At 45.9% G+C, this 23,674-nt stretch carries 21 protein-coding genes; 14 read left to right on the top strand and 7 right to left on the bottom strand.

Going from position 1 to position 23,674, the window contains the following annotated elements:
- The 3 genes from bla to WS34_RS06830 all read left to right on the top strand — a co-directional run bounded on the left by bla (position 1) and on the right by WS34_RS06830 (position 3,489).
- Positions 1–891 carry a class A beta-lactamase, subclass A2 gene (gene bla, locus WS34_RS06840; protein WP_046403513.1) on the top strand — a complete coding sequence of 297 codons (891 nt, stop codon included), beginning with the start codon at positions 1–3 and terminating at the stop codon, positions 889–891.
- A gap of 61 nt (positions 892–952) precedes the next feature.
- Entirely contained in the window at positions 953–2,440 is a 1,488-nt protein-coding gene (locus WS34_RS06835) for a catalase (RefSeq protein ID WP_046403907.1), read from the top strand.
- Between the two features lie 161 nt (positions 2,441–2,601).
- A complete protein-coding gene (locus WS34_RS06830; RefSeq protein ID WP_046403923.1) occupies positions 2,602–3,489 on the top strand; it encodes a DMT family transporter in 888 nt (295 codons plus the stop codon).
- On the opposite strand, the gene mutY is transcribed toward WS34_RS06830, so the two are convergent.
- From mutY to WS34_RS06815, 3 genes are read right to left on the bottom strand one after another with little or no spacing between them, the layout of a single operon-like run.
- On the bottom strand, positions 3,490–4,536 hold the full coding sequence (mutY, locus tag WS34_RS06825; protein ID WP_046403905.1) for an A/G-specific adenine glycosylase: 1,047 nt from the start codon (positions 4,534–4,536) through the stop codon (positions 3,490–3,492).
- A gap of 49 nt (positions 4,537–4,585) precedes the next feature.
- Positions 4,586–5,071, bottom strand: a complete 486-nt coding sequence (gene ybaK / locus WS34_RS06820) for a Cys-tRNA(Pro) deacylase (RefSeq protein ID WP_022159653.1) — start codon at positions 5,069–5,071, stop codon at positions 4,586–4,588.
- Positions 5,052–6,224: a TlpA disulfide reductase family protein gene (locus tag WS34_RS06815; RefSeq protein ID WP_022159654.1), complete on the bottom strand. Its 1,173-nt coding sequence runs from the start codon at positions 6,222–6,224 to the stop codon at positions 5,052–5,054. The genes ybaK and WS34_RS06815 overlap by 20 nt, the downstream gene beginning before the upstream one ends.
- A 218-nt stretch (positions 6,225–6,442) precedes the next feature.
- On the opposite strand from WS34_RS06815, the gene WS34_RS06810 reads away from it, so the two are divergent.
- The 6 genes from WS34_RS06810 (at position 6,443) to WS34_RS06785 (ending at position 14,186) form a co-directional block, all read left to right on the top strand.
- Positions 6,443–7,789, top strand: a complete 1,347-nt coding sequence (locus WS34_RS06810) for a hypothetical protein (RefSeq protein ID WP_022159655.1) — start codon at positions 6,443–6,445, stop codon at positions 7,787–7,789.
- A 21-nt stretch (positions 7,790–7,810) separates the two neighbouring features.
- Positions 7,811–8,893: a trypsin-like peptidase domain-containing protein gene (locus WS34_RS06805; protein WP_022159656.1), complete on the top strand. Its 1,083-nt coding sequence runs from the start codon at positions 7,811–7,813 to the stop codon at positions 8,891–8,893.
- 194 nt (positions 8,894–9,087) lie between these two features.
- Positions 9,088–9,639 (top strand): chromate transporter, encoded by a 552-nt coding sequence (locus WS34_RS06800; protein ID WP_046451144.1) that lies wholly within the window; start codon positions 9,088–9,090, stop codon positions 9,637–9,639.
- Positions 9,640–9,706: 67 nt separating this feature from the next.
- The gene (locus WS34_RS06795) at positions 9,707–10,234 is read left to right on the top strand and encodes a chromate transporter (protein ID WP_046403504.1); all 528 of its coding nucleotides are present in this window, start codon (positions 9,707–9,709) and stop codon (positions 10,232–10,234) included.
- Between the two features lie 100 nt (positions 10,235–10,334).
- The gene (locus WS34_RS06790) at positions 10,335–11,531 is read left to right on the top strand and encodes a DUF4272 domain-containing protein (protein ID WP_046403902.1); all 1,197 of its coding nucleotides are present in this window, start codon (positions 10,335–10,337) and stop codon (positions 11,529–11,531) included.
- Positions 11,532–11,678: 147 nt separating this feature from the next.
- A complete protein-coding gene (locus tag WS34_RS06785) occupies positions 11,679–14,186 on the top strand; it encodes a TonB-dependent receptor (RefSeq protein ID WP_022159660.1) in 2,508 nt (835 codons plus the stop codon).
- Between the two features lie 150 nt (positions 14,187–14,336).
- On the opposite strand, the gene WS34_RS06780 is transcribed toward WS34_RS06785, so the two are convergent.
- The 3 genes from WS34_RS06780 to WS34_RS06770 form a co-directional block, all read right to left on the bottom strand.
- Complete coding sequence (locus WS34_RS06780; RefSeq protein WP_046403899.1) at positions 14,337–14,876, bottom strand: hypothetical protein; 540 nt, start codon at positions 14,874–14,876, stop codon at positions 14,337–14,339.
- 11 nt (positions 14,877–14,887) lie between these two features.
- Complete coding sequence (locus WS34_RS06775) at positions 14,888–15,163, bottom strand: zinc ribbon domain-containing protein (protein WP_046403897.1); 276 nt, start codon at positions 15,161–15,163, stop codon at positions 14,888–14,890.
- A 63-nt stretch (positions 15,164–15,226) separates the two neighbouring features.
- Positions 15,227–17,467 (bottom strand): inorganic phosphate transporter, encoded by a 2,241-nt coding sequence (locus WS34_RS06770; protein ID WP_022159663.1) that lies wholly within the window; start codon positions 17,465–17,467, stop codon positions 15,227–15,229.
- A gap of 230 nt (positions 17,468–17,697) precedes the next feature.
- Here WS34_RS06770 and WS34_RS06765 point away from each other — a divergent pair, with 230 nt between their 5' ends.
- From WS34_RS06765 to WS34_RS06750, 4 genes are all read left to right on the top strand, one after another.
- A complete protein-coding gene (locus WS34_RS06765) occupies positions 17,698–19,104 on the top strand; it encodes an MFS transporter (RefSeq protein ID WP_022159664.1) in 1,407 nt (468 codons plus the stop codon).
- A gap of 145 nt (positions 19,105–19,249) precedes the next feature.
- Complete coding sequence (locus tag WS34_RS06760; RefSeq protein WP_046403495.1) at positions 19,250–19,753, top strand: methylated-DNA--[protein]-cysteine S-methyltransferase; 504 nt, start codon at positions 19,250–19,252, stop codon at positions 19,751–19,753.
- Between the two features lie 95 nt (positions 19,754–19,848).
- On the top strand, positions 19,849–21,015 hold the full coding sequence (locus tag WS34_RS06755) for a DUF4468 domain-containing protein (RefSeq protein ID WP_046403919.1): 1,167 nt from the start codon (positions 19,849–19,851) through the stop codon (positions 21,013–21,015).
- Entirely contained in the window at positions 20,999–21,331 is a 333-nt protein-coding gene (locus tag WS34_RS06750; protein WP_022159667.1) for an MGMT family protein, read from the top strand. The genes WS34_RS06755 and WS34_RS06750 overlap by 17 nt, the downstream gene beginning before the upstream one ends.
- Here WS34_RS06750 and WS34_RS06745 read toward each other — a convergent pair.
- The gene (locus WS34_RS06745) at positions 21,318–22,592 is read right to left on the bottom strand and encodes a uracil-xanthine permease family protein (RefSeq protein ID WP_022159668.1); all 1,275 of its coding nucleotides are present in this window, start codon (positions 22,590–22,592) and stop codon (positions 21,318–21,320) included. The genes WS34_RS06750 and WS34_RS06745 overlap by 14 nt on opposite strands.
- 259 nt (positions 22,593–22,851) lie before the next feature.
- On the opposite strand from WS34_RS06745, the gene WS34_RS06735 reads away from it, so the two are divergent.
- On the top strand, positions 22,852–23,544 hold the full coding sequence (locus WS34_RS06735) for a YczE/YyaS/YitT family protein (protein ID WP_022159669.1): 693 nt from the start codon (positions 22,852–22,854) through the stop codon (positions 23,542–23,544).
- Positions 23,545–23,674: the final 130 nt, after the last annotated feature.

Below are 23,674 nucleotides of genomic sequence, written 5' to 3'. Positions count from 1 at the left end.
ATGTTTTCCAAACTATTTTTTTGCCTGATCTTCCTCACTGCGCTGACACCGCTTTACAGCCAGGAACCACTCGCCCAACAGCTAAAATCTATTATTGAAAATAAAAAAGCCACCGTCGGAATCGCCGTATTATACAACGGTAAAATCCTGGTAACCGTAAACGACAAAGCCGGATATCCGATGATGAGTACATTCAAGTTTCCCCTGGCATTAGCCGTGCTGGAACGTCTGGATAAGCAAGGGCTTCCGTTGGAGACCGAGTTATTTATCAGTAAACCGGACTTGCATCCGGATACCTACAGTCCGCTCCGGGAAGCCCGCCCGGAAGGCAATTTTAAGATAACTATCGGGGAACTGCTGAAATACAGTGTCGCCCTGAGTGACAACAATGCTTGTGACATCCTGATCGATTATCTGGGAGGCACAAGTGCCCTACAAAAATATGTCCGCCGTCAGGGTATCAAACAAATGAAAATCACAGCTACCGAGGACCGGATGCATAAGTCCGGCGACCCCTACCTGAATCATACCCGTCCCTCTTCGGCTGTCCGTTTGCTGGAAAAATTCATACAGCAGGAACTGTTATCGCCTGTTTATCAAAAATTTCTCGAAAATACGATGATAGCGACTTCCACCGGCAGCGACAAACTAAAAGGTCTTTTACCGGCCGAAACGATTATCGGCCATAAAACCGGGAGCTCCGACCGGGACAGTACAGGCATGAAAGCCGGAGACAACGATATGGGATTTGTCTATCTTCCCCATGGCGGCGATCATTATACAATTGCCGTTTTTATAACCGATTCGATGGAAGACGACAAAACCAATGCCGCCATAATCGCCAAAATTTCAAAGGCAGTATACGATTATATAAACGAAATATCTTCGTAAGGTGTATCGTAAAACCCTGTCTTTCCGTAAAACCGACATATCTAACTCAAATGTTATCATTATGGAAGACAAAAAAACTCAGTTGACAAACGAAGCCGGGATACCTGTCGGAGACAATCAGAACAGCCGCACAGCCGGTCCCCGGGGCCCTGAACTACTCGAAAATGTGTGGCTACTCGAAAAACTGGCCCATTTCAACCGTGAACGAATACCGGAACGTATCGTGCATGCCAAAGGATGTGGTGCTTTCGGTACTTTCACCGTCACGAACGATATTACCCGTTACACCAAAGCGGCTATTTTTTCTAAAGTAGGGAAAAAGACCGATCTGTTCGCCCGCTTTTCGACGGTTGCAGGGGAGCGGGGAGCAGCCGATACAGAGCGTGATGTACGCGGATTTGCACTGAAATTCTATACCGACGAAGGCAATTGGGATCTGGTGGGAAATAATACGCCGGTATTTTTTGTCCGGGATCCCCTGAAATTTCCGGATTTTATCCATACCCAAAAACGGGACCCTAAGACCAACCTACGCAGCAATACAGCGATGTGGGACTTTTGGAGCCTGACCCCGGAATCCCTTCATCAGGTGATGATCCTGATGAGCGACCGTGGTATCCCCCGGAATATGCGGCAGCAACACGGTTTCGGAAGCCATACCTACAGTTTTTACAATGCCGGAGACAAACGGGTGTGGGTGAAATTTCATATGATCTCACAACAGGGAATCGCTAATTATACCAATGAAGAAGCCGAACAGATCGTGGCCAAAGACCGGGAACATTCACAACGGGATTTATTCGAGCATATCGAAAAAGGAGATTTTCCTAAATGGAAAATGTGTGTTCAGATTATGCCCGAAGAAGAAGCCAAAACCTATCGTTTCAATCCTTTCGATCTGACCAAAGTATGGAGCCACAAAGATTATCCGTTAATCGAAGTAGGCCTGATAGAACTGAACCGGAATCCGGAAAACTATTTTGCCGATGTAGAACAATCGGCTTTCAATCCGGCCAATGCAGTTCCCGGAATAGGCTTCTCTCCCGACCGGATGCTCCAGGGCCGGTTATTCGCATATGGCGATGCCCACCGCTACCGTTTGGGTGTAAATGCCGATAGCATCCCGGTCAATCGCTCTCATTGTCCGGTGCATAATTATCACCGGGACGGGCATATGCGTGTCGACGGCAATGCAGGTGCCAGCGTCAACTACGAACCGAATAGTTTCAACGGTCCGGTATCCGACACGAAATACAATTATCCCCCCCTGGAACTGGAAAACGCTGCCGGCCATTATCCCCAGGACAACGATTTCTACACCCAACCGGGAGATTTATACCGCCTGTTGCCGGCAGACGAAAAAGACCGCCTGACTTCTAATTTCACTGCCGCAACAGCCGATGTTCCCGAACCGATCCGGATCCGGGCTATCGCCCGTTTTTATCAGGCAGATGAACATTGCGGTAAAGAAATGGCCCGGAAAACCCAGACCGATCTCAAGAAAATACTGGAAGAGGTCAAACGCCAGCAAGCCCTGGAAAGCAGGTAAAAATTCCACGAAGACAATGGTTGAAACGGCAGCCCACCGATAACCGCCAATTCTGGCCAGCCGTTTCAACCGTTTTACCTCTTGTCACCGTTTTTAATCATTGAAAAATCGTATTTTCCTTGTACATTTGTGCCCGGTTCAGTTCAGGTGAAATGACAAACATGAAAGAAGCTTTTTTTAAACTCCATCTATCCGTTCTGCTCGCGGGGGCTACGGGCATTTTCGGGCGGCTGATTTCGCTCAATGAAGGTTTATTGGTCTGGTACCGGATGTTGCTGGCAGGTCTGCTGTTCGCCCTACTATCGGCAGTCCGGAGACGCTTTCCCCGGATAGGCTGGAAAGAAGTTTTCAAGATCGGTGGCATCGGGATATTATTAGGACTGCATTGGGTATTCTTTTATGGGAGTATCAAAGCTTCCAACATCTCCATCGGTGTAGTCTGCTTTTCACTGGTCAGTTTTTTCACGGCTTTTCTGGAACCCTGGATCAACCGTCACCGCATCTCTGTCAAAGAAGTACTTTTCAGCCTGCTTACCCTACTGGGTATAGCTTTGATTTTCCATCTGGACACCCGTTACCGTCAGGGTATCCTCTTAGGGATCACCTCTTCGGTCCTGGCCGCCTTGTTTACGATTACGAATAAGAAAGTAGCTGCCGGCCACGATGCCAGCACGATGCTCTTGTATGAAATGTCCGGCGGATTTGTCGGTCTGAGCTGTCTTTTACCTTTTTATCTCCGCTATTTTCCGGTAGAAACGATCTTCCCGGACGTCTCCGACCTGATCTATCTGATCCTATTGGCTTCCGTTTGTACCATCGGTTTATACCTACTGCAAATACAGGTCTTAAAAGTAGTATCGGCCTTTACGGTCAACCTGACATATAATCTCGAACCCGTATACAGCATTATCCTGGCTATGCTTTTCTTCCACGAAGCCCGGGAGTTGAACGGGGCTTTTTACATCGGTTTGGGCCTCATTGTCTTGTCGGTATTATTACAAACTTTTGCCGTATTCCTGCCCTGGCCGGACAAAGCCGTTTCTTCTTAATCATTTTTCCCGGTACAGCGCGATCAAACGGGAAACGGCATATTGTTCCAGTTCCTCTTCCGGTACCTGTAAAAAGCGCTGCATCGCCGGAGAAAAACGTTCTACTTCGATCTCATAAAAACGGGCGTAAATAATGCGGTGTGAAAGTACATGTTTGGGCATGATGAAACTTCGGAGTATCTGTATTTCTCCTGCCTCTTGCATCAATTCCAGATAGGCCGGGGTTTGTTGCAATACCTCCAATTCGGTTTCCTGCCCGGTTTCGATCAACGGATATTCGTACAAATTTTGCCAAATATCTTTCGCTTCGCGACGGGCCAGCAAATTCACACCCCTGCAATGGATATGCAAATAATTGAAATAACGGGGCTTAACGACTGCTTTTCCTGCTTTCACCGGTAATTTTTCAACTTGACCGGAAGCCAGTGCCACACAATTTTCCCGTAACGGACAATATAAACAAACGGGGACTTTCGGCGTACATTGTATGGCTCCGAAATCCATAATCGCCTGATTGTAAAGGTCCGGATGACGCCGGTCAAGCAGTTCGGCAGCCAACCCGGAAAACACTTTCTTCCCTGCGTTACTGTCGATAGGGGTATCGATACCGAAGATCCGGGCCAATACCCGGTAAACATTCCCATCCACGACAGCATAGGGCAATTTCCAGGCAAACGAGCAAATAGCCGCCGCCGTATATTCCCCGATCCCTTTCAGGGTAAGTACATCGGAATAGTTGCGGGGAAACTCCCCGCCGAATTTTTCCACAATTTCCTTTGCCGCTGCATGAAGATTACGGGCACGGCTGTAATATCCCAGGCCCTGCCAATATTTCATCACCTCATCTCCGGGTGCTTCCGCTAATGCCCGTACATCGGGAAAACGCAACATGAAACGGTTGAAATACTCCAATCCCTGCACCACCCGTGTCTGCTGAAGGATAATCTCCGAAATCCATATCCGATAAGGATCGGTGGTTTCCCGCCAGGGTAATTCCCTTTTATTTTCTGCATACCAATGAATTAAAGTCGCTGCTATATCCACCATTCCAATTTTATACTGTTTATCAAGTTACTCCGGAATCAGGGAAGTCTAGTCAGGTGAGAATAAGATCGGTAACCTCTGCCCGGGTAAATTCCACCAGATCGGCCGGCGCAATCCTGATCTGTAATCCCCGCATCCCTGCACTGATGTAGATATACCCGAAATCCATGCAAGTAGTATGAATAAAAGTGGGCAAAGCCTTTTTCATTCCGACCGGAGAGCATCCTCCCCGGATATACCCGGTTGCCGGTAACAGTTCTTTCATATGGATCATCGCCGCACTTTTATTGCCGGAAACTTTTGCCGCCAGTTTCAAATCGACTTCGGCATCTCCGGGGACAACACAAACGAACAAGCCGTTTTTATCTCCGCGCAATACCAGTGTTTTAAATACCTGGGCGATATTTTCTCCCAGTTGTTCCGCCACATGGGTGGCTGCCAGATTATTTTCGTCTACTTCATAAGGTACCAGCTCGTAAGCGATCTTTGCTTTATCAAGCAAACGGGCAGCATTGGTCTTATTTATTTTCGCCGTCATATATTTTACACAGTTTTTTCAAGCGAGCCTCAAAAATTCCTTTCCCATATCCAGTCCATTTGTCCAGGATCTTCCCGTCAGGACCGATAACCACAAATTTCGGGATCCCGTCAAAACCATACGAAGCGATCAATCCTCCTTCTCCCTTAAAATCACACAACTGTATTCCTTTCAGATCCCGGATAGCCTCTTTCCACCCTTTTTCCGAAACCTCCAGGCTTATGCTGATCACGTGCAAACTATCCCGGAATTTTTCCGCCAACTCTTCCAATTCGGGTTGTGCCATCAGACAAGGACCACATCCCCGGCTCCAGAAATCCAATAAAATATATTTTCCCAGGTAGTCCGACAAGTGATGCTCTCTGCCTTCGCGATCGAAGAGGAGGCCGTCTGCCAACCGATCTCCCACCTCACAGATTTTCACCGGATAAAGATAAATGTGGATTTCATTCCCCCGGGCAGTAGTTTTGAGTGCCGGATCCAGGCGCAAATAAAGCTTTTCAACCCTTTCCCGAAGTCCTGGCGGACATTGGGGTGAACGCAGTTTTCGCGCATGCTCATACAATCTTTCCAGTCCGACTTCCGACAAAACGGCCTGTTCTTCCAAAATTTTCAGGTCGGCTTCCGCTTTAAGGGCAGACAAAGAGTCGAACAAACGGGTCACGGGATAATCCTTCATCTTCGGATGCTTACTATACTGATCCTTATATTCCGCCACATATTCATCCTCTTTATCGAACCTTACCCGCTCATATTCGCGGGTGATGCGGGCGGAGTTTTTCACAAACCGATTCTCTTCCTGCTGTTGCCTCAACTTACTTTTGACTTTCCAAAGGGCAACACAAGGTTCATCCCCTTCTATTTTAGTCAGCGGTTCACCGACCCAAAATGAGAGATTACCATATAATGCCGAATCCCCCTCAACAAAAACCGACATCCGTAACGGCACCTCTTCCAGCTTTCCCCGAAATGAAAACCGTCCGTCTTTCAGGGTATCGCTCCCGATAACCTTCCCCATATTCCCAGCCCACACTAACAGTTGCACCACCGTATTTCCGGCTGCATTCCGCACTTTTCCTTCAATTCTGTATTCTTTTTGTCCGACGGCAGCCAACGTAACCAGAAGAAACAAAAACACACTACATTTTTTCATCGTCTTTGTATTTTATCAGTCAAACAAAAATAGAATAAATAAGTTGAAAGTCGGCAAAATTTAAGCAGTTTATAAAACATATACCCAAAAAGTATCAACAATAAACAAAAAATGTCAATACCTGCAAAAAAAAAGAAGGTCTTCTCTTGTATAATTTTATTTCCTTTTTACATTTGTCAGTGTGGTCAAAAAAAGACATCTTTTAAAAATATTATACGATGAAACAAGCCTTAACTTTTACTCCTCCTATCCTCTCGTCAACCGAGAGTAAATTGAACGTGGAAGCTTTCGATGCGAGCGTGGAAGCTTTTGAAAATCACGAGTATCTGAAATCATTTTATGCCTTATTGGATTATATCAACGGAGATTTCCGGACGAAATACGGCAATGTACAGGGAAACGAATTTCATATTCCCCACGGTTCTATTATCGTAAACATCAAATTGGACGAGGAAAAACTCAGTATCACCGCTCCTTTTGTCGCTCTTCCTGAAAAAGGGCGGATACCCTTACTCCGTCAGGTGGCAGGACTCAATTTCAACGCCATGGATCTGGCAACGATCTATTTGCGGGATAACCGCCTTTCGTTTGAATACAGCTGTCCGATCCAATTGATCAACCCTTACAAAATCTATTATATCCTGCAGGAAATATGCTGTACGGGAGACAAATACGACGATGAATTCGAGACTAAATTCGGGGCACAACGTATCTATGAGCCTAAAACGACCCCTTACGATACAGCAAGCCTGGAGAATATATACCAAGCCGTGCAAATCAGTTGCAAAGAGTGCCTGGATGCCGTAAAATATTTCGAGCCTTCACGCAAATACGGTTATATCTGGAACATAATCGACACGACCCTGATGAAATTCATGTATTTCGCCCAACCTCAGGGTCAGCTGCTCAACGATATGCAAAAGGCAATCCGGGAAATGGACCGCGAAGATATACCGCTGCCCGAAATCACAGCCCAGGGAAAAGCAGTCATCGAAAAACTACAAAAAATGACCCAAGAAGAACTGGCGGAAGATCTTTATTTTGTCGAGACTTTTATCCCGAACAAACGTCGTTCCAACCTACAAAACATTCAGGAAAATTTCGAGGACAGTTACAAAAAGATTTCCGGTTATATGGAATCGGGTGATTATATGACCGCTTGTGTCATGATGCTTTATAAATTCTACGAGATGTATTACTATAACAATTTGCAGGAGGATGTCAACCAAGTGGTTGTAAAAGCTTTGCAAAAGAGTTCCGCCCAACCGTGGGATGAGGCTGCTCCTGTACTCTATAAAGCGATGGAAGCGATCATGGAAGATGAACTCGACGAAGAGGAGGAGGAAGAGGAAGGCACCGTCGACATGAACGAATATATGAAAAACGTGCAGGCCATGCAGCAACAAATGATGCAAAACATGCAACAAATGATGCAGGGCAACGGTATGCAAAACTATCTGCAACAAGTGCAAGTATTACAGCAACAATTGGCCAGTGGCCAGATCAGTGCAGAAGAATATACCGCCAAAGTACAACAATTGGCAGCCCAGAATTTCGGTAACTAATCAACTCAAAAACAAAACATTATGGATCAAAATATATTTCAAACCGTATATAAAGTCAATCATGCCGGGGGATCAGGCAGCTGTTTTTACCTGAAAAAACACGATCTTTTCGTCACCAATTATCATGTCGTAGAAGGATTTCGTCAGGTAGCCCTGGAAGATAACCAAAAGAACCGTTATTTAGCGAATATTGTGCTGGTCAATCCGATACTCGACATCGCTTTATTATCGGCAGAGGGCGATTTTACCGCTTTACCGGAAATCAGCCTGGCCTGTACCGAAGTCACGCTGGGCCAAAAAATCAACGTAGCCGGTTATCCCTTCGGGATGCCGTTTACAGCGACCGAAGGAACCGTCTCGTCTCCCAAACAACTGATGGACGACAGTTATTATATCCAAACGGATGCAGCTGTCAATCCGGGTAATAGCGGTGGTCCGATGTTCAACCAAAATGGCGAAGTAGTGGCAATCACAACCAGCAAACTGACCAATGCCGATAATATGGGATTCGGCATTCCCATAGCCTCCTTGTGTACCTTACTCGAACAGATTTCAGAACTCGACCGCAATAATTTCAATATACAATGTAACAGTTGTGAGGAATTTATATCCGAAGAAGACGAATATTGCCCCTCATGCGGGGAGAAATTACCGGAAAATATTTTCCAGCAGCGAGGCCTTACCGAACTGGCAGCATTTTGTGAAAAAGCCATCGAAAACATGGGTATCAATCCGGTGTTGGCACGTATCGGCTATGAAAGCTGGACTTTCCATAAAGGCAGCTCCGAGATCCGGATGTTCGTATACCAGCGTTCGTATCTGTTCTGTACTTCTCCGCTGAACAACCTACCGAAGAAAAACCTGGAGCCGGTACTGACTTATCTGTTGAGTGCAGAAGATATCAAACCTTATCAACTCGGACTGGACGGGAATCAGATTTACCTTTCTTACCGCATTCATATCTCGGATATCTTCTCTGATTTTGCAGAAGAAATTCAAAAGAATATCACCGATATGGCTTTCAAAGCCGATGAAATGGACAACTATCTGGCCGATACTTTCGGCTGTGAATTCTCGGAATACGCAAAGAAAGATGCTATTTAAAGCATAATTAAAAACAACAAATAAAGTCCATAAAGCCAGCGGCCGCTGGCTTTATGGACTTTATTCCTCAATTCGGCCACACGGTATACCACGCCCCCAACATCATCGTGGAGAAAGTGAGAGAAACGGCTTTCCAATCATAGAAAACTCCTGAATAAAGTGTACCTTTGCACATCGGATAGAGATAATCAGGTATGTATTGGACACTTTTTCTGACATTTGTAAAAATCGGGATGTTCACCATCGGCGGTGGATATGCCATGATCCCCTTGATTGAACGTGAAGTCGTTAACCGCGGTTGGCTAGACAAGCAGGATTTTATGGATTTATTCGCCATGACACAGTCTTTACCAGGTATCTTTGCTGTCAATATCTCTATTTTTGTAGGCTACAAACTCAAGAAAGTAACGGGTAGTATCGTTTGTGCCGGCGGAACCATACTCCCCTCCTTTTGTATCATATTGGCCATCGCTCTGTTTTTCAATCATTTTCAGGACAATATCTGGGTGATGAAAATATTCAACGGTATCCGGCCGGCTGTCGTTGCCCTGATCCTGGTTCCCTGCATCTCAGCAGCCCGGTCGCTTCATTTAAAATGGGTAGAATTGATTTTACCGGCTATCGGAGCCGTATTGATATGGAAATGCGGAGTATCTCCGGCATATATTGTTTTGGCCGGTATTATCGGAGGATTGATTTATACCTTCTGGATCAAAGGAAAAATGAAACAGGGGAACGGAGAGTAGAGAGTGAGAAAGAGGACGGAGAAATCAAGGAAAAATAGTATACAGTACTCTAAATGAAATACGACACATGATTTATTGGCAATTGCTCGGTGTTTATTTAAAAATCGGAATCTTTGGATTCGGCGGAGGATATGCCATGCTCTCCCTGATCCAATATGAAGTGGTAGATAAATATCACTGGTTGACTTTACAAGAGTTTACAGATGTAGTGGCTATCTCACAAATGACCCCCGGCCCGATCGGAATCAATAGCGCTACTTATATCGGCTACACCGCCACTGGAAGTGTCTGGGGGTCGGTGATCGCCACCTTTGCCGTCTGTCTGCCCTCTTTTTTACTGGTATTGTTGATTTCATTTTTCTATGCCAAATTCAAAAACAACAAATATGTCGCCGCCGCCTTTACCGGTTTACGCCCCATGACTGTCGGGCTGATCGGAGCTGCTGCCCTCTTATTGATGAATAAAGAAAACTTTATCGATTATAAAAGTATCCTGATCTTCGCCGGCGCTTTTCTACTTACCTGGAAATATAAAATACATCCTATCCTCATGATCTGCCTCGCAGGAGTGGCGGGGTTGGTGATTTATTGGTAAAAGGCAAAAGCCAGAGGCGAAAGGCTAGAGGCGAAAAGCGAAAGGGAAAGGAGAAACCGGAAAAGGAGAGAAATTAAAAAAACAGAAAAAGCGGTTTATTATGGAAAAAGCACATTTGACACTTTATACGGTAATCGGATCCCCTCAGCATATTTTGACTGGAATACAGTCTTTATTTGCACCGGTAATCCAGTCGGTCGATACCGAAGCAGACCAGATCAGAGTAACTCTTCAGGATGACAGCCTACTCGTATTCCACCTTTCCCATGTCCGGGAAAAGGCCGGATTTATAGAGATGCACATCGAAGGAATGGCCAATTATTTCGCCCAGGCAGCAACCAGTAACCCGGCATTGAAAGAAAACGTGCTGCGCCAGATCCGCTGTTTCAATTGTGTTGTAGGGATCGTATTCGAAACCGACGATAACAACGACCGCACCCGTTATCTCATCAATACCCTTTTCGACCTGGCCCATCAGGTGAAGGGATATCTGCTTTATCCCAATATGCACTTGTACGATGGAGAAGGCAAGCTGGTATTTTCACGGGAAGGGGAAAGTGAACTGACTGAATTTACTCCGGTCGCCCATGCGGACCTGCTGGACGGCGACAGGCCGGAAGAAACTTCTGCCGACCGGGAACGCAGGGAACGTTCTGTCGCTCTGCTGCAAACACAGGGGATTCCTTATCTGGAAACACTGAAAAGTGAAGTGCCGGAAACCGAAGTACACCTCAAAAGCAGGGAAGAAATGATGCAACGTGCCGCTACTCTGTTTGCTGTTGCGGTATATTCGGAAGTGATGTTGTCCGAAAACCCGGACCGGAACGAAGCGCTGACCTATTTCAATAAAATGGATGAAATTTATGGAATACAGTCTTGGCTGACACCGGCAGAAGCGGCCTATATTTCCAACCCGGACCCGACCGGGCAAGAGTGCATCCAATTCGTATGGCGTTATGAAAACTGCGCCGTACTGTTGTGGGCAGCCGGTATTGTCGAAGAACTGCCTTATCCTTCCGAGATCTGCGATGTGCCTGTCATTGCAGCCATCTTCTGGCAACACAAAAGTATCGGCGACCTGCTCGGCCAGGGAATCGCCAGAAGCACAACGGAAATTCTCGACCAAGCGGACCTGACCTACCGATACGACTGGGCTTGTGTAGATGCACATATTCACAAGCAAGAAGCACCGGCCCGGCTGGACGGCGGAATCGTCATGGAACGCCATTATACCTTCAACTGGATAACAGGAGCCAACAAGGGGGCAGCCTGGGACGATATTCAACCCAATACTTAAATATTTCTGAAAGAATCTATCGCTATTTTGTGAAGGAAAAGTCAAATCTGTTAAATAATCCATTCAACACTAAACTCTTTTTATAAAATCTGGTCTGAGGTTTTAGTTAGGGCAAAGTTGAAAAACACAAAATACAATAGATAAACTATGAATGTAAGAATCCTGATCTCAGCAATGCTTTGTTTTTTGCTGATAGGTTATGGAGTGAAGCTCCAGGCAGAACCGACCGAATCGTTACCGGTAGAGGCCGGTGTTATCCGGGGGAAAGTAATCGATGCTAAAACCCGTGAACCGATGCAATTTGTCAATATCAGTGTGCGGAAAGCCGGCACCACCGTACCCCTGAAAGGCATGGTGACCGATGAAACCGGCACTTTCCATATCGCCCAGTTGCCGGAAGGGAGTTATACACTTTCGATCTCTTTTATCGGTTATAAAACAATCGAAAAGCCCTTTACCCTCTCCAAACAGATACCGGGAGTCAATTTCCGGAACCTGCTATTGCAAGAGGACAGCCAATTGCTCGGCGAAGTCAAGGTCACCGGCCAACGTTCCCAAATGAAATTCGATATCGATAAAAAAGTATTCAATGTCGATCAAAATATCTCTTCTACGGGAGGAACGGCCAGTGATGTCCTGACCAATATTCCCTCTGTCGAAGTCGATAACGAAGGCGAAGTATCCTTACGGGGAAGCAGTGATGTCACCGTATGGATCAACGGCCGGGCTTCCGGGCTTTCGGCCGACAACCGGGCACAAATCCTGGAACAATTACCGGCAGAAAGTATCGAACGGATCGAAGTAATCACCAATCCCTCGGCCAAATTCAGTCCCGAAGGAACTTCCGGTATCATTAATATCGTATTGAAAGAAGACCGCAGAGCAGGTTACTACGGTAGCCTGCAAGCCGGAGTCGACACCCGCGGCGGCTGGAATGCCAGTGGCAATGTCAACTACAGCAGTAATAAAACGGAGATGTATGCCGGAGTGGGCTACCGGGAACGGAAAAGAGACGGCGGTGGTTTCTCCAACCGGACCAATACGGATGCTTCGGGTAATCCGGTATCTTTCCTCAATCAGACTTCCGACAATGACGGCCATGGCGGACAAACTTTCGTCCGTGCCGGCCTGACCTGGCATCTGACCCAGTCCGACCATCTGAATCTCGGCGCTTTCGGAATGTTCGGAACCCGTAAACAAACCAATACAATCAACTATTTAAGCGATATCCCCAATTCTTTTCTCTCCAGTGAGCGTATTTCCGATTCGGACAATCCGATGAAAGGAGGCAATGTCGAACTCGGTTATAAACACGATTTCAGTAAAACCAGTAATCTGGATGTAGTAGCTTCGTGGAACACCTGGAATATGGATCAAAAGAGTACCTATCTCCAAAGCTCTGTTTTTGAAAATGAAGAAACCACACACAGTTATCAGTGGCAAAAGAATAAAATGCAATCCCACAATTGGGAGTTACAGGCCGATTATGTCAATGCATTCAACGAATTCAACAAGATCGAAGCTGGATATAAAGGTACTTTTTCCCGCCAGGAAAGCCCGGTAGAGACCAAGAGCGGCGAAACGGCCGAAGACGCCCGGCCCGACGAACAACTTTACAACCGTTTCTATTACGATCAGGATATCCATGCCCTTTATGCGACTTATTCGGGACGTTTCGGTAATTTCGGCTACCAAGCCGGATTACGGGGCGAATATTCCCATACCGATACGCGTTCCCTTGCCTATGGACAGGAAAAAGGCGAAGTCTCTCCCTATAAAGACGACTATTTCAGCATTTTCCCCAGTGTGTTCTTAACTTACACCCTGCCTGCCCAAAATGAAATCCAGTTGAATTACAGCCGACGGATCAACCGTCCCTGGGGGCATCAGCTGAACCCCTTCCTGAATATCACCGACTCTACCAATATCTCTTTCGGTAACCCTTATCTGACTCCGCAATATTCCAATTCGATGGAACTGAATTATATCAAAAACTGGGAGGCACACACGCTCTCCGTTTCTGCCTATTACCGCAATACCGACGATGTCATCCAGCGTATCAGTTACCTGGAAGACAATATCATGAAAAGTACGTTCGAAAATGTGGCTGAAACCCAATCTGCAGGTGTAGAAATCGTAGGAAAAAACCATTTGTTCTCTATATTGGATCTGACCACGACAGTTAACTTATATTACAACAAACTCGACGGTTTCTCTTATCTGCCGGCGGGTGCGGATCAACCGGTGACCGGTAAGAGCAATGAAGATTTTTCATGGAATGCCAAGATAATCGCTAACCTTATCCTCCCGGCTTCTTTCTCTCTCCAACTGACCGGTAATTATAATTCCCGTCAATTGATCGCACAGGGATATAGAAAATCGAATTACAGTCTGGATGCAGGAATCCGCAAAGCTTTTCTCAACCGGAAATTGAGTCTGAGCATCAATGGACGTGATCTGTTCAATTCCCGGAAATGGAAAACCGAAACTTCAGGGACCGGTTTCCGCCAATATGCTTCAAACTGGCGGACAGGATGCACGATAGGCTTTACCCTGACCTACAGCTTCGGAAATATGAAAGCCGGAAAAAACAAAACCCAACGTCCCGATCACGACGAAAATAACCAGATGATGAACGAGATGGAGGAATTTTAAAGGTAAAAGGCTAAAAGCTATAAGCTAAAGGCTAAAGGTAAAAAGTAAAAGTAAAGAACGATATAATATAAGTTTCCTCTTAGTTTATGACCTTTCGCTTCTCGCCTTTTGCTCCTAGCTTATAGCCTATAGCTTTTAGCCTTTTACTTTTTACCTTTTCATTATAACAATCCCTTCTTCCTGGCTATAATCGCTATTTTTAATGATCAGACGGTCGTTATAATACATTTCCCGGACGGAAACCTCGATCCCGTCTCCCCCGACAGCTGCACCGGAAGTAAATTTGAAAAGTACCCGGACGGTATCTACATCGTTCCGGTCGAACCTGACATAAAACCGACTGGGAGTGACCCAAATGTTTCCCGGGACGGAAGTTCGCCAATAGTACAATCCTTTTTCATGATCATAGCCTACGCTATTGTGTTTATAATTGTATTCTCCCGATCGGTCAGGAACAAAATCCGCCGGAATCACTTCGGGGTCGCCGGGTACCTCCATTCCCGTCAGGGGCAGGACAGCCCCCGCCTTTAAACGGAGTACGCTTTTCCCTTCCGCATCTACAAAACAAAATTTCCAGGGATTAGTCAACCAAAAAGCATCCCCTTTTAAGGGAGGATTTTCCCGGGTCTCATCCTTACAGGCAAACAGGCACACCAGCGATAATAGAAACAAACATCCAACATTTCTCATCCGCTCTCCGTCTATTTTTGTTGCCAACGTTTCAGTGCGGGGAAAAATTGTCTCATTTCTGCCAAGGCTTGTTCTCTGGTCCTGGGAACATCGGCCTCCCGGTTGAATTCGTCCAAAAACTGCAGGCAGTGCCCGATCATTTCCTCCATGGTGTAATCCTGGGTAAAAGCACCTTTTTGATAACAATAACAACAATATTCTTCGTTCAAACTCTCGTCGGCATTCGTACCCCATTGGTCTTCGGCCTGCAGGGGCATACCACAACTCTGGCAAAATTTCATTTCCATCCTTCTTTATTTAAATTTGTATAAAACAAAGATAAATAATTTTATTCAGGAAATAAGTCAGAATCAGACATGCTGAAATTTCCGGCTGGCACGGAGCATATGCCGCATAATGCTGACTAACTCCTGTGACTCCTGCAACAAATTCAGGTATACCAAAGACAATTTAACACTACTGTTCTCTTCCTGCATTCTTTCGATACGCATTTTATGCAAACGGGATAAACAGGTTTTCAACTCTTCCCCTTCGGCAAGTACCAAATCGGCCTCTTCATAATTTCCTTTGTCAATAATATCTTTTGTCCGTTCGAGCAAACTTTTCAGCATATCCCGGATCGGTACGAATTCTTCGGCACACTCTGCCGGTAAGGGATTAAAATTGTTATCCACATGTTCTTTACAGGGCTCACACATCCGTTTAAGGCAATACATCATCTGCTCGCTACTATTGCTTCCCAAGTGGAACCAGGTATTCTTTTCAATGGCCACATTCCTATCGATCCGCCGCATACCGAGTGTTTCTTTCCGCCGTATTTTCTTCAAAATATCTTTTTCGTCATTGGTAGAAGAAACGGCCTTTCGCAGGCTTTTCAGATCTTCCCGTATAAATCCATCCGTCATCTGTCCATAAGTATTGGCAGCAAAATCCAGTACTTTCACCAGATTTTCCCTCACATGCTGACGGAGCAAATTCCAAACGACCGCCTTATCTTTAGAGGAAAGCATCTGTTGAAAAACATCGTCCTGTTTTTCACTCTTCATCTTTTTCCGGTATTTGTTATTACTGCGGATCAAGATAAAAGCCGCCACTCCGATCATAATAACCATGGCCGTCATGCCACCAAAATACATGATCATAGTTACAAAAAAGCAGATGATAAATGCAGCTCCTGCAGTAATAAACCAACCACCGATCACCGAGAGCACACCGGTCACCCGGAATACGGCACTCTCCCTTCCCCAGGCCCGATCGGCCAGCGAACTACCCATAGCCACCATAAAAGCGACATAAGTCGTTGACAAAGGCAATTTTAAGGAAGTACCTAATGCGATCAACAAACCGGCCAATACCAGGTTTACCGAAGCCCTGACCAAATCGAAAGCCGCTCCGTTAGCCAAGATCGCCTCATCTTTGTTAAACCGGCTATCCAACCATACCTTGACCTTCTCCGGAATAATCTTCGAAATGTTATTCCCTAAAGTAGTCATCGAACGTACCAGACTCCGTGCAATAGCCGAAGAACCGAACATCTCGTTTCCATCATCCTGACGCGAAAGATCGACAGAAGTCTTGATTACATTTTGGGCTTTTTTGGAAGTAATCAGAGAAATAACCATAATCACTCCGGATAAAAATAAAAAGATAAACGGTGTTTTCGCAGGCTCATTTAAAGCTCCCATAAGGTAGTCATTAGCCACCCCGTTTCCATTTGCCATAAAATCGGTATAACTGGAAAAACCGGCTAAAGGAACCCCCACAAAATTAACCAGGTCGTTACCTGCAAAAGCCATGGCCAAAGCAAAAGTACCCAACAAAACGATCACCTTGAAGACATTCACTTTACACCAATGCAGGATTTGCATGAGCACGGTGAAGAAAACAAAACACCCACCGACAATAGTCAAAGTATTGTCTTTTACCCACAACTTATGAGCATCTGTCATAAAAGAAGCATCTTTTATTCCTTTGATCAGCATAAAATAAATAATGGCCGTCACAGCAATCCCGCCGAACAAGCCAATCGTCCATTTTAGTTTAGTAGTATAATTAAAGGTAAAGATAATCCGCGACAGGTATTGCACCAGCGTTCCGAAAAAGAAAGCGATAGCCACCGATAGGAAAATACCTAAAATAACGGTCAATGCTTTCTCGGTATTCAGCAATTCGGCAAAAGTCAGAGACTCGGGACCGGCAGCAATTTTCAGCATAGCCAAAGCAAAAGTACCTCCCAGCAGCTCAAATACCATCGAGACAGTCGTCGATGTCGGCATCCCCAAGGTATTGAAGATATCCAGCAACACCACATCGGTCACCATGACCGCCAGAAAGATACACATCAGTTCATTGAAATGAAAAGCTTCCGGCCGGAATATACCGTGACGGGCAATTTCCATCATCCCGTTACTCATGGTTGCTCCACAAAAAATACCGACAGCAGCAATCAGAATAATCGTTTTAAACGAGGCAGCCTTGGCACCGATAGCCGAATTCAAGAAGTTTACGGCGTCATTACTGACCCCTACAGTTAAGTCGAAGATCGCGAGGAGAAAAAGGAAAATAACAATTCCCAGATAAATTGATTCCATTCTTTAGGTTTTACTTACGGCCGCAAAAATAGAAGGGAGTTGTTACAGGTTTATTTCAAAATTGTTACAAAATTGTTACGACAAAAGAAAAGAAGTTGAAAAGTGGCTGATTCACTGAATTGAAGGGTTATTGTGGTACTGGGAGAGGGAGTAAAAAAAGAAACAAAAAATCCTTCTGTTCTGACAATCCCTGACAGATTTACTATTTTTGCATGTAAATTCATTGGAAGATGTTTTCAAAAAATATTGCGATCACCGATACGACAGACGGATTGCCCAATCCCCGGCGGATATGGGCAGTGATAGCAGCTTCGCTGGCGTTAATCATGTCGGTGTTGGATGCTAATATTGTCAATGTAGTACTTCCGACTCTTTCGCGTGAATTCGGGACTTCTCCATCGACCACGATTTGGGTGATGAATGCTTATCAGCTGGCTATTACGGTGTCCTTATTGTCTTTTTCTTCGCTAGGAGATATCTACGGCTATCATAAAGTTTTTCTTTCGGGAGTCGCCGTTTTTTGTGTCACATCGCTGATCTGTGTCTTATCGACTTCTTTTTGGATGCTGACTGTAGCCCGGGTGCTCCAGGGGTTCGGAGCGTCGGCCATCACAAGTGTGAATACGGCACAACTCCGGACTATTTATCCCCGGAAATACTTAGGACGCGGCTTGGGGATCAGTGCGATGGTCGTTGCCGTATCGGCTGTCGCAGGCCCTTCTGTTGCGAGTATCATCCTTTCGTTAGGTAGCTGGCAATGGCTTTTTGCGATCAATATCCCCCTCGGCCTGCTGGCTTTGATTATGGGCCTGATCTATCTCCCCCACCGCGAGAAGAAGCAAAACCGGAAATTCGATAAAACCAGTGCCCTCGCCAATGCCCTTACTTTCGGACTGCTCATTTACTCGATGGAAGGATTCGCACATCATGAAAATGCCTATTTACTTGCAGCCCAAATCTTCTTGTTATTTATCGTCGGTTATTATTATATCCGCCGTCAATTACATCAGGACTTTCCGTTATTACCGGTAGATTTGTTGAAAATACCTATTTTTTCCCTATCGGTATGTACATCGATTTGCTCGTTCACTGCCCAGATGCTGGCTTTGGTATCTCTCCCGTTCTTCTTACAAAATACGTTAGGACGCACGGAGGTAGCTACCGGGTTATTGCTGACTCCCTGGCCCGTAGCAACTTTGTTCACGGCTCCTCTGGCAGGGTATCTGGTAGAACGCATACATGCCGGAATTTTAGGAAGTATCGGGATGCTGATTTTTGCTACCGGCCTTTTCCTGCTGACTGTATTGCCGGCTATTCCTACCGATGGGGCGATCATCTGGCGTATGATCGTTTGTGGAATCGGTTTCGGACTTTTTCAGACTCCCAATAACAGTACAATCATGGCCTCCGCCCCCATCCAGCGCAGTGGAGGGGCAAGCGGGATGATCGGTACGGCCCGGCTTTTAGGGCAAACCCTGGGAGCAACCCTTGTGGCCCTATTGTTCAGTTTCGCTATGCACGACAAAGGAACTACGGTGTGCCTGTGGGCCGGAGCGATATTCGCCTTAATAGCCGCTGTCGTGAGTTGTTTCCGCCTCTCTCAGCAAATGCCCCTGAAACACACCGATCGGGAATAAAACACAGGCAGTTATATACATATTTACACTTATAAACGTACAGTTAGGGTAAACCGTATATAATACCCAAACATAAATTTATAGCCGATAAGAAGCAAAAAATGATTTTAATACTATCTTTGTTCACCTACCTAAAGAAAAAAAGATGAAAGCAATTTACAAATACGACGGACCATTAGGCACATACGCCCTGGAAGAGCAAAACGGATTACTTACCCGCCTATGGCTCGGCGACCGGATGGCCTTGCTTCCCGGAGAGACCGAAATAAGTGAAACCCCTCTATTAAAAGAGGCCCACCGACAGCTAACCGCCTATTTTGCCCGGGAACAAAAACAATTCGACCTTCCTATTGCGCCGGAAGGAACACCTTTTCAACTCAAAATCTGGAAATTATTACAGGAGATTCCTTATGGCACTACGATCACCTATGGTGAACTGGCACGCAGAAGCGGAGATATAAAAGCCAGCCGGGCGGTAGGTATGGCCAACAGCCGTAATCCCCTGCCAATCCTGATTCCCTGCCACCGGGTGATCGGAAGTGGCGGTAAGCTGACCGGATATACCGGAGGACTGAACATAAAAATCGGTTTGCTGCAAATCGAAGGAGCGCTCGACCTTTCTTTATGGCCGGAATCTCCGAACTACTGAGATATTTTACAGTTGTTTTGTATATTTTTACACTCATTCTTATCAAAAATCCAAAATCAGCCATTATCTTTGTTCAAATCACAAAAAAACACATCATGAAACATTTATTTCTATTATTTCTTTTGATCCCTGTGACACTTTTTGCACAGGTCGACAAAAAATATTTAGCCGGTGCTGTGCCTGTTGTCGATGACAGAGTTGTTTTCACCGAAGAACTGAACCTCCCGGGACGTTCTCAAAATGACATATTCGCCACTTTGTTACAATGGGCGACTACCCGTTTTATAACCACCGAAGAGCTGCAAAGCCGGATACTTTACTCCGATCAGGATAAAGGACAAATCGCCTGCATGGGACAGGAATACCTGGTATTCACCAATAAAGCTCTATCGCTCGACCGGGCTGTAATCAATTACCAAATGTTCATCACCTGCAAACCGGGGAAATGCGAATTAAAAGTTACCGCTATCCGTTATCAGTATAACCGGGGCACTGCCGGTCAGGAAATAATTCCGGCCGAAGAGCAGATTACCGATCAGCATACACTGAATAAAACGCAGACTAAACTGATCAAGTCTACCGGGAAATTCCGGATCCATACCATCGATCTGGTAGATAAATTATTTGCCGATGCAGCAGCGGCTGTCGGAGCGACACAGGTAAGTGCTCCCGTCGCCACCCAAACACCGGCCGTACCCCGGGTTCCTGTCACTTCGACTACCGTACAAGCACTGGACAATACCATTACGCCGGCCAACCTGGAAGGTTACCGTCAGATCAGTCCCGATAAAATCCCCGGAAATATCTATAAAATGTTGTCGGAAAACTGGATGCTGATCACAGCCGGTAATGACGCCCAATACAATATGATGACTGCCAGCTGGGGCGGCCTGGGACATATGTACAACAAACCGGTTGCTTTCTGCTTTATCAACCCGACGCGGTACACCTATCAGCTGATGGAAAACAACGACACTTACACCTTGAGTTTCTACACCGAAACGTATCGGGACATCCTCAACTATTGCGGTACAAACAGTGGAAGAGACAAAGACAAAGTGAAAGAAGCCGGCCTGACACCTATCACAACCCCTTCGGGCAGTAAGGCATTCTCAGAAGCCTGGATGATTATCGAATGCCGTAAAATGGTTTCTCAATCGCTGATCCCTGAAGCATTACACGATTCCCAGGCCAAAGAAAAATGGGGAACGCAATTACACAAAATGTATATCGGAGAAATTCTGAATGTCTGGGTTAAATAACAACGAATTCCGGCTTCATCAATTCAGTGTTGAAGTCTGTGATATTATCCGACAAATTCCCGCCGGCAAGGTACTGACCTATGGTCAGATTGCCCGTCTGGCGGGATTTTCAAATTATTCCCGTTGGGTGGGTAAAGTCCTGTCACACCATCCGGGCACAGCGGCCCTACCTTGTCATCGGGTGGTCAACAGCCAAGGACGGACAGCTCCTCACTGGCCCGGACAAAAAAGCTTACTTGCCGCCGAAGGAATCACTTTTCAACCGAATGGTCGTGTCGATCTGAAACGGCATCTCTGGTTGTCTATTCCTTCTTAGCTTTTTTTCCCGACCGGAATATCAGGTGTTCCAATATCAATACCGTAATGACCCCCATGACAAATCCATTTCCCACGATAGGCCGGATCAGAGCAGGAATACTATTCAATGCTTCGTCGGGAGCAAAAGATAATAATAAAGCGACCATCAATGAAAACCCGACCACAAGCCCTCCGTCGAAACCGTCGACCGCCTTTTCCCGGATCATCATTTGCATACCGGCCGACAACTGCGAAGCCATCAGATAAAGCAAAACCGCCCCCATAACCACTCCGGGAATGGCATTCAGACATTCGATAAAACCCGGAAAAAATGCACAGACAACCAATCCGATACCGGCCGGTATCAGCGGGAAACGGGAAGCACAACCTGTTGCAGCGATAATCCCCGGACTCATAGAATAATCTACCGGTCCGACAATCCCTAATGCCCCCGATACCACATTAGCCAAACCCGTGATGCCCACTCCGCGGGTAGTACGGCGTTCCATATGATCGGCACCGATCATCCGGCCTACGGCCTGAATAGAACCCAATTCGTTTACAATCAGCGCAATAAAACAAAAAAAGAAAGACAATACCGCTCCCAAATCGAATTTCCAGGGCCATAATCCGAAATACCCCTCATGCCCGGCTTGTATCCCTCCTGTTTCGGGGAATCCCATCACACTATAATACACCATACTTCCAACCAGAATCCCACCCAAAACCACAATGGATTTCCAAATTCCTTTCAATAATTTATTGGCCAAAATCATTGCCAAAGCCAATAACAAAGCAAAAAACAGATGGAACAAGACAGACGAATTTCCTGCAAAAATCAAACGGAGGATCACCGGGGACAGAGTAAAAGCAATCAGACACAGAATCACAACAATGATCCGGGGAGTAAATACGGCTTGTAAACGGGACAATAAACCGGAAAAAGCCAGCAAAGTGAGTATTCCACCTCCGATCATCAGCGAACTATAGATACCTTCGACCCCTATCGAAACCGTCGAAAGAATCCCGATCAGTAACACCGAAGCCGGTCCGATGACTAAAGGCAGCCGATGTCCCCACAACATCTGGACAATCATAGCCAATCCCATGATTCCGAACAGCTTCTGCATATAAAAAATCTGTTCGACCTGATCCGTGTAATGCAAACGGGCTACAATAATCCCGATAATCACCACACAAGGAATAGAAACAATCCACCATTGCAGTCCATACATCAACATCGGGAAAAATCCCGGCCTATCGTTCAAATTAAATTTCATCCTACAAAAAATAAAAATTATCGTCTGTAAATTTACTATTTAAAACCCACAATAACAACAAAAGTATCCCCCACTCTGTATCATCGCCCGGAAACATTAAGAAGATGAAATTTTCATTTTGAAGTATATCCGTATTTACCGGAAAAAAGTCCCGGACATCGCCATTGGCCGGACTAAAAAACAATCGGGCTGTAATAAACAGACATAACATACAAAAGAAAAAATTGCGATCTTTGCACTGTTTTTTCAGAGAAGCAATATGGAACTAAAGACTATTCTAAAAAGATACCCGGTCTTCATCCTCGGGCTGTATTTCCTGTCCCTGGGTATTGTGCTGATCGTACGTTCTGCACTGGGGACTACCCCCATTTCCAGTATAAACTATGTCCTCAGCATCAACAGTGCGCTTTCGCTGGGCACGTGGACCTTTCTTTTCAACCTGCTGCTGATCGCCGGGCAATTCTGGCTCATCCGGGACCGCTACAGCCGCCGGGACATCCTCGAAATCCTGCTGCAGATTCCTTTCTCTTTCCTGTTTGCAGCCTTCATCGACTTTAATATGATGTTCACCGGACAGTTACATCCTGGCAGTTATGGACTGTCGGTCGCCCTGCTCCTGACCGGATGTGTCGTGCAATCCATCGGCGTCGTGCTCGAAATCAAGCCCCGGGTGGCTATGATGAGTGCCGAAGCCTTCGTAAAATATGCTTCCCAGCGTTACAACCGGGAATTCGGAAAATTCAAAGTCTGCTTCGACGTCACTTTAGTCACCCTGGCCGCAGTCCTCTCCTTCCTCCTCAGCCAACGCATCGAGGGCATACGCGAAGGATCGCTCATCGCCGCCTGTATCACCGGCTACATCGTCACTTTCCTCAACCGCCGGATCATCACCCGCAAAACACTTTACAATCTGCTGCCCATCCTTCAAAAAAAGACCTCCCGGAACGGATGATGCTGCCTCCCTCCTCGGAAAGACTGCATTTCAAACGACCATCAGTTTCCGTATATTCCGACCAATAGCTCCCAGACATGAAACTTTGCGTCTTTTCGCATTCACAGCTAGTTTTCAGTTTTCAATCCTC

Source organism: Odoribacter sp. N15.MGS-14 (assembly GCF_000980245.1).
Lineage (GTDB): Bacteria > Bacteroidota > Bacteroidia > Bacteroidales > Marinifilaceae > Odoribacter > Odoribacter splanchnicus.
Note: the sequence above shows the minus strand (reverse complement) of the source record. Positions and strands in the feature narration are given on the sequence as shown.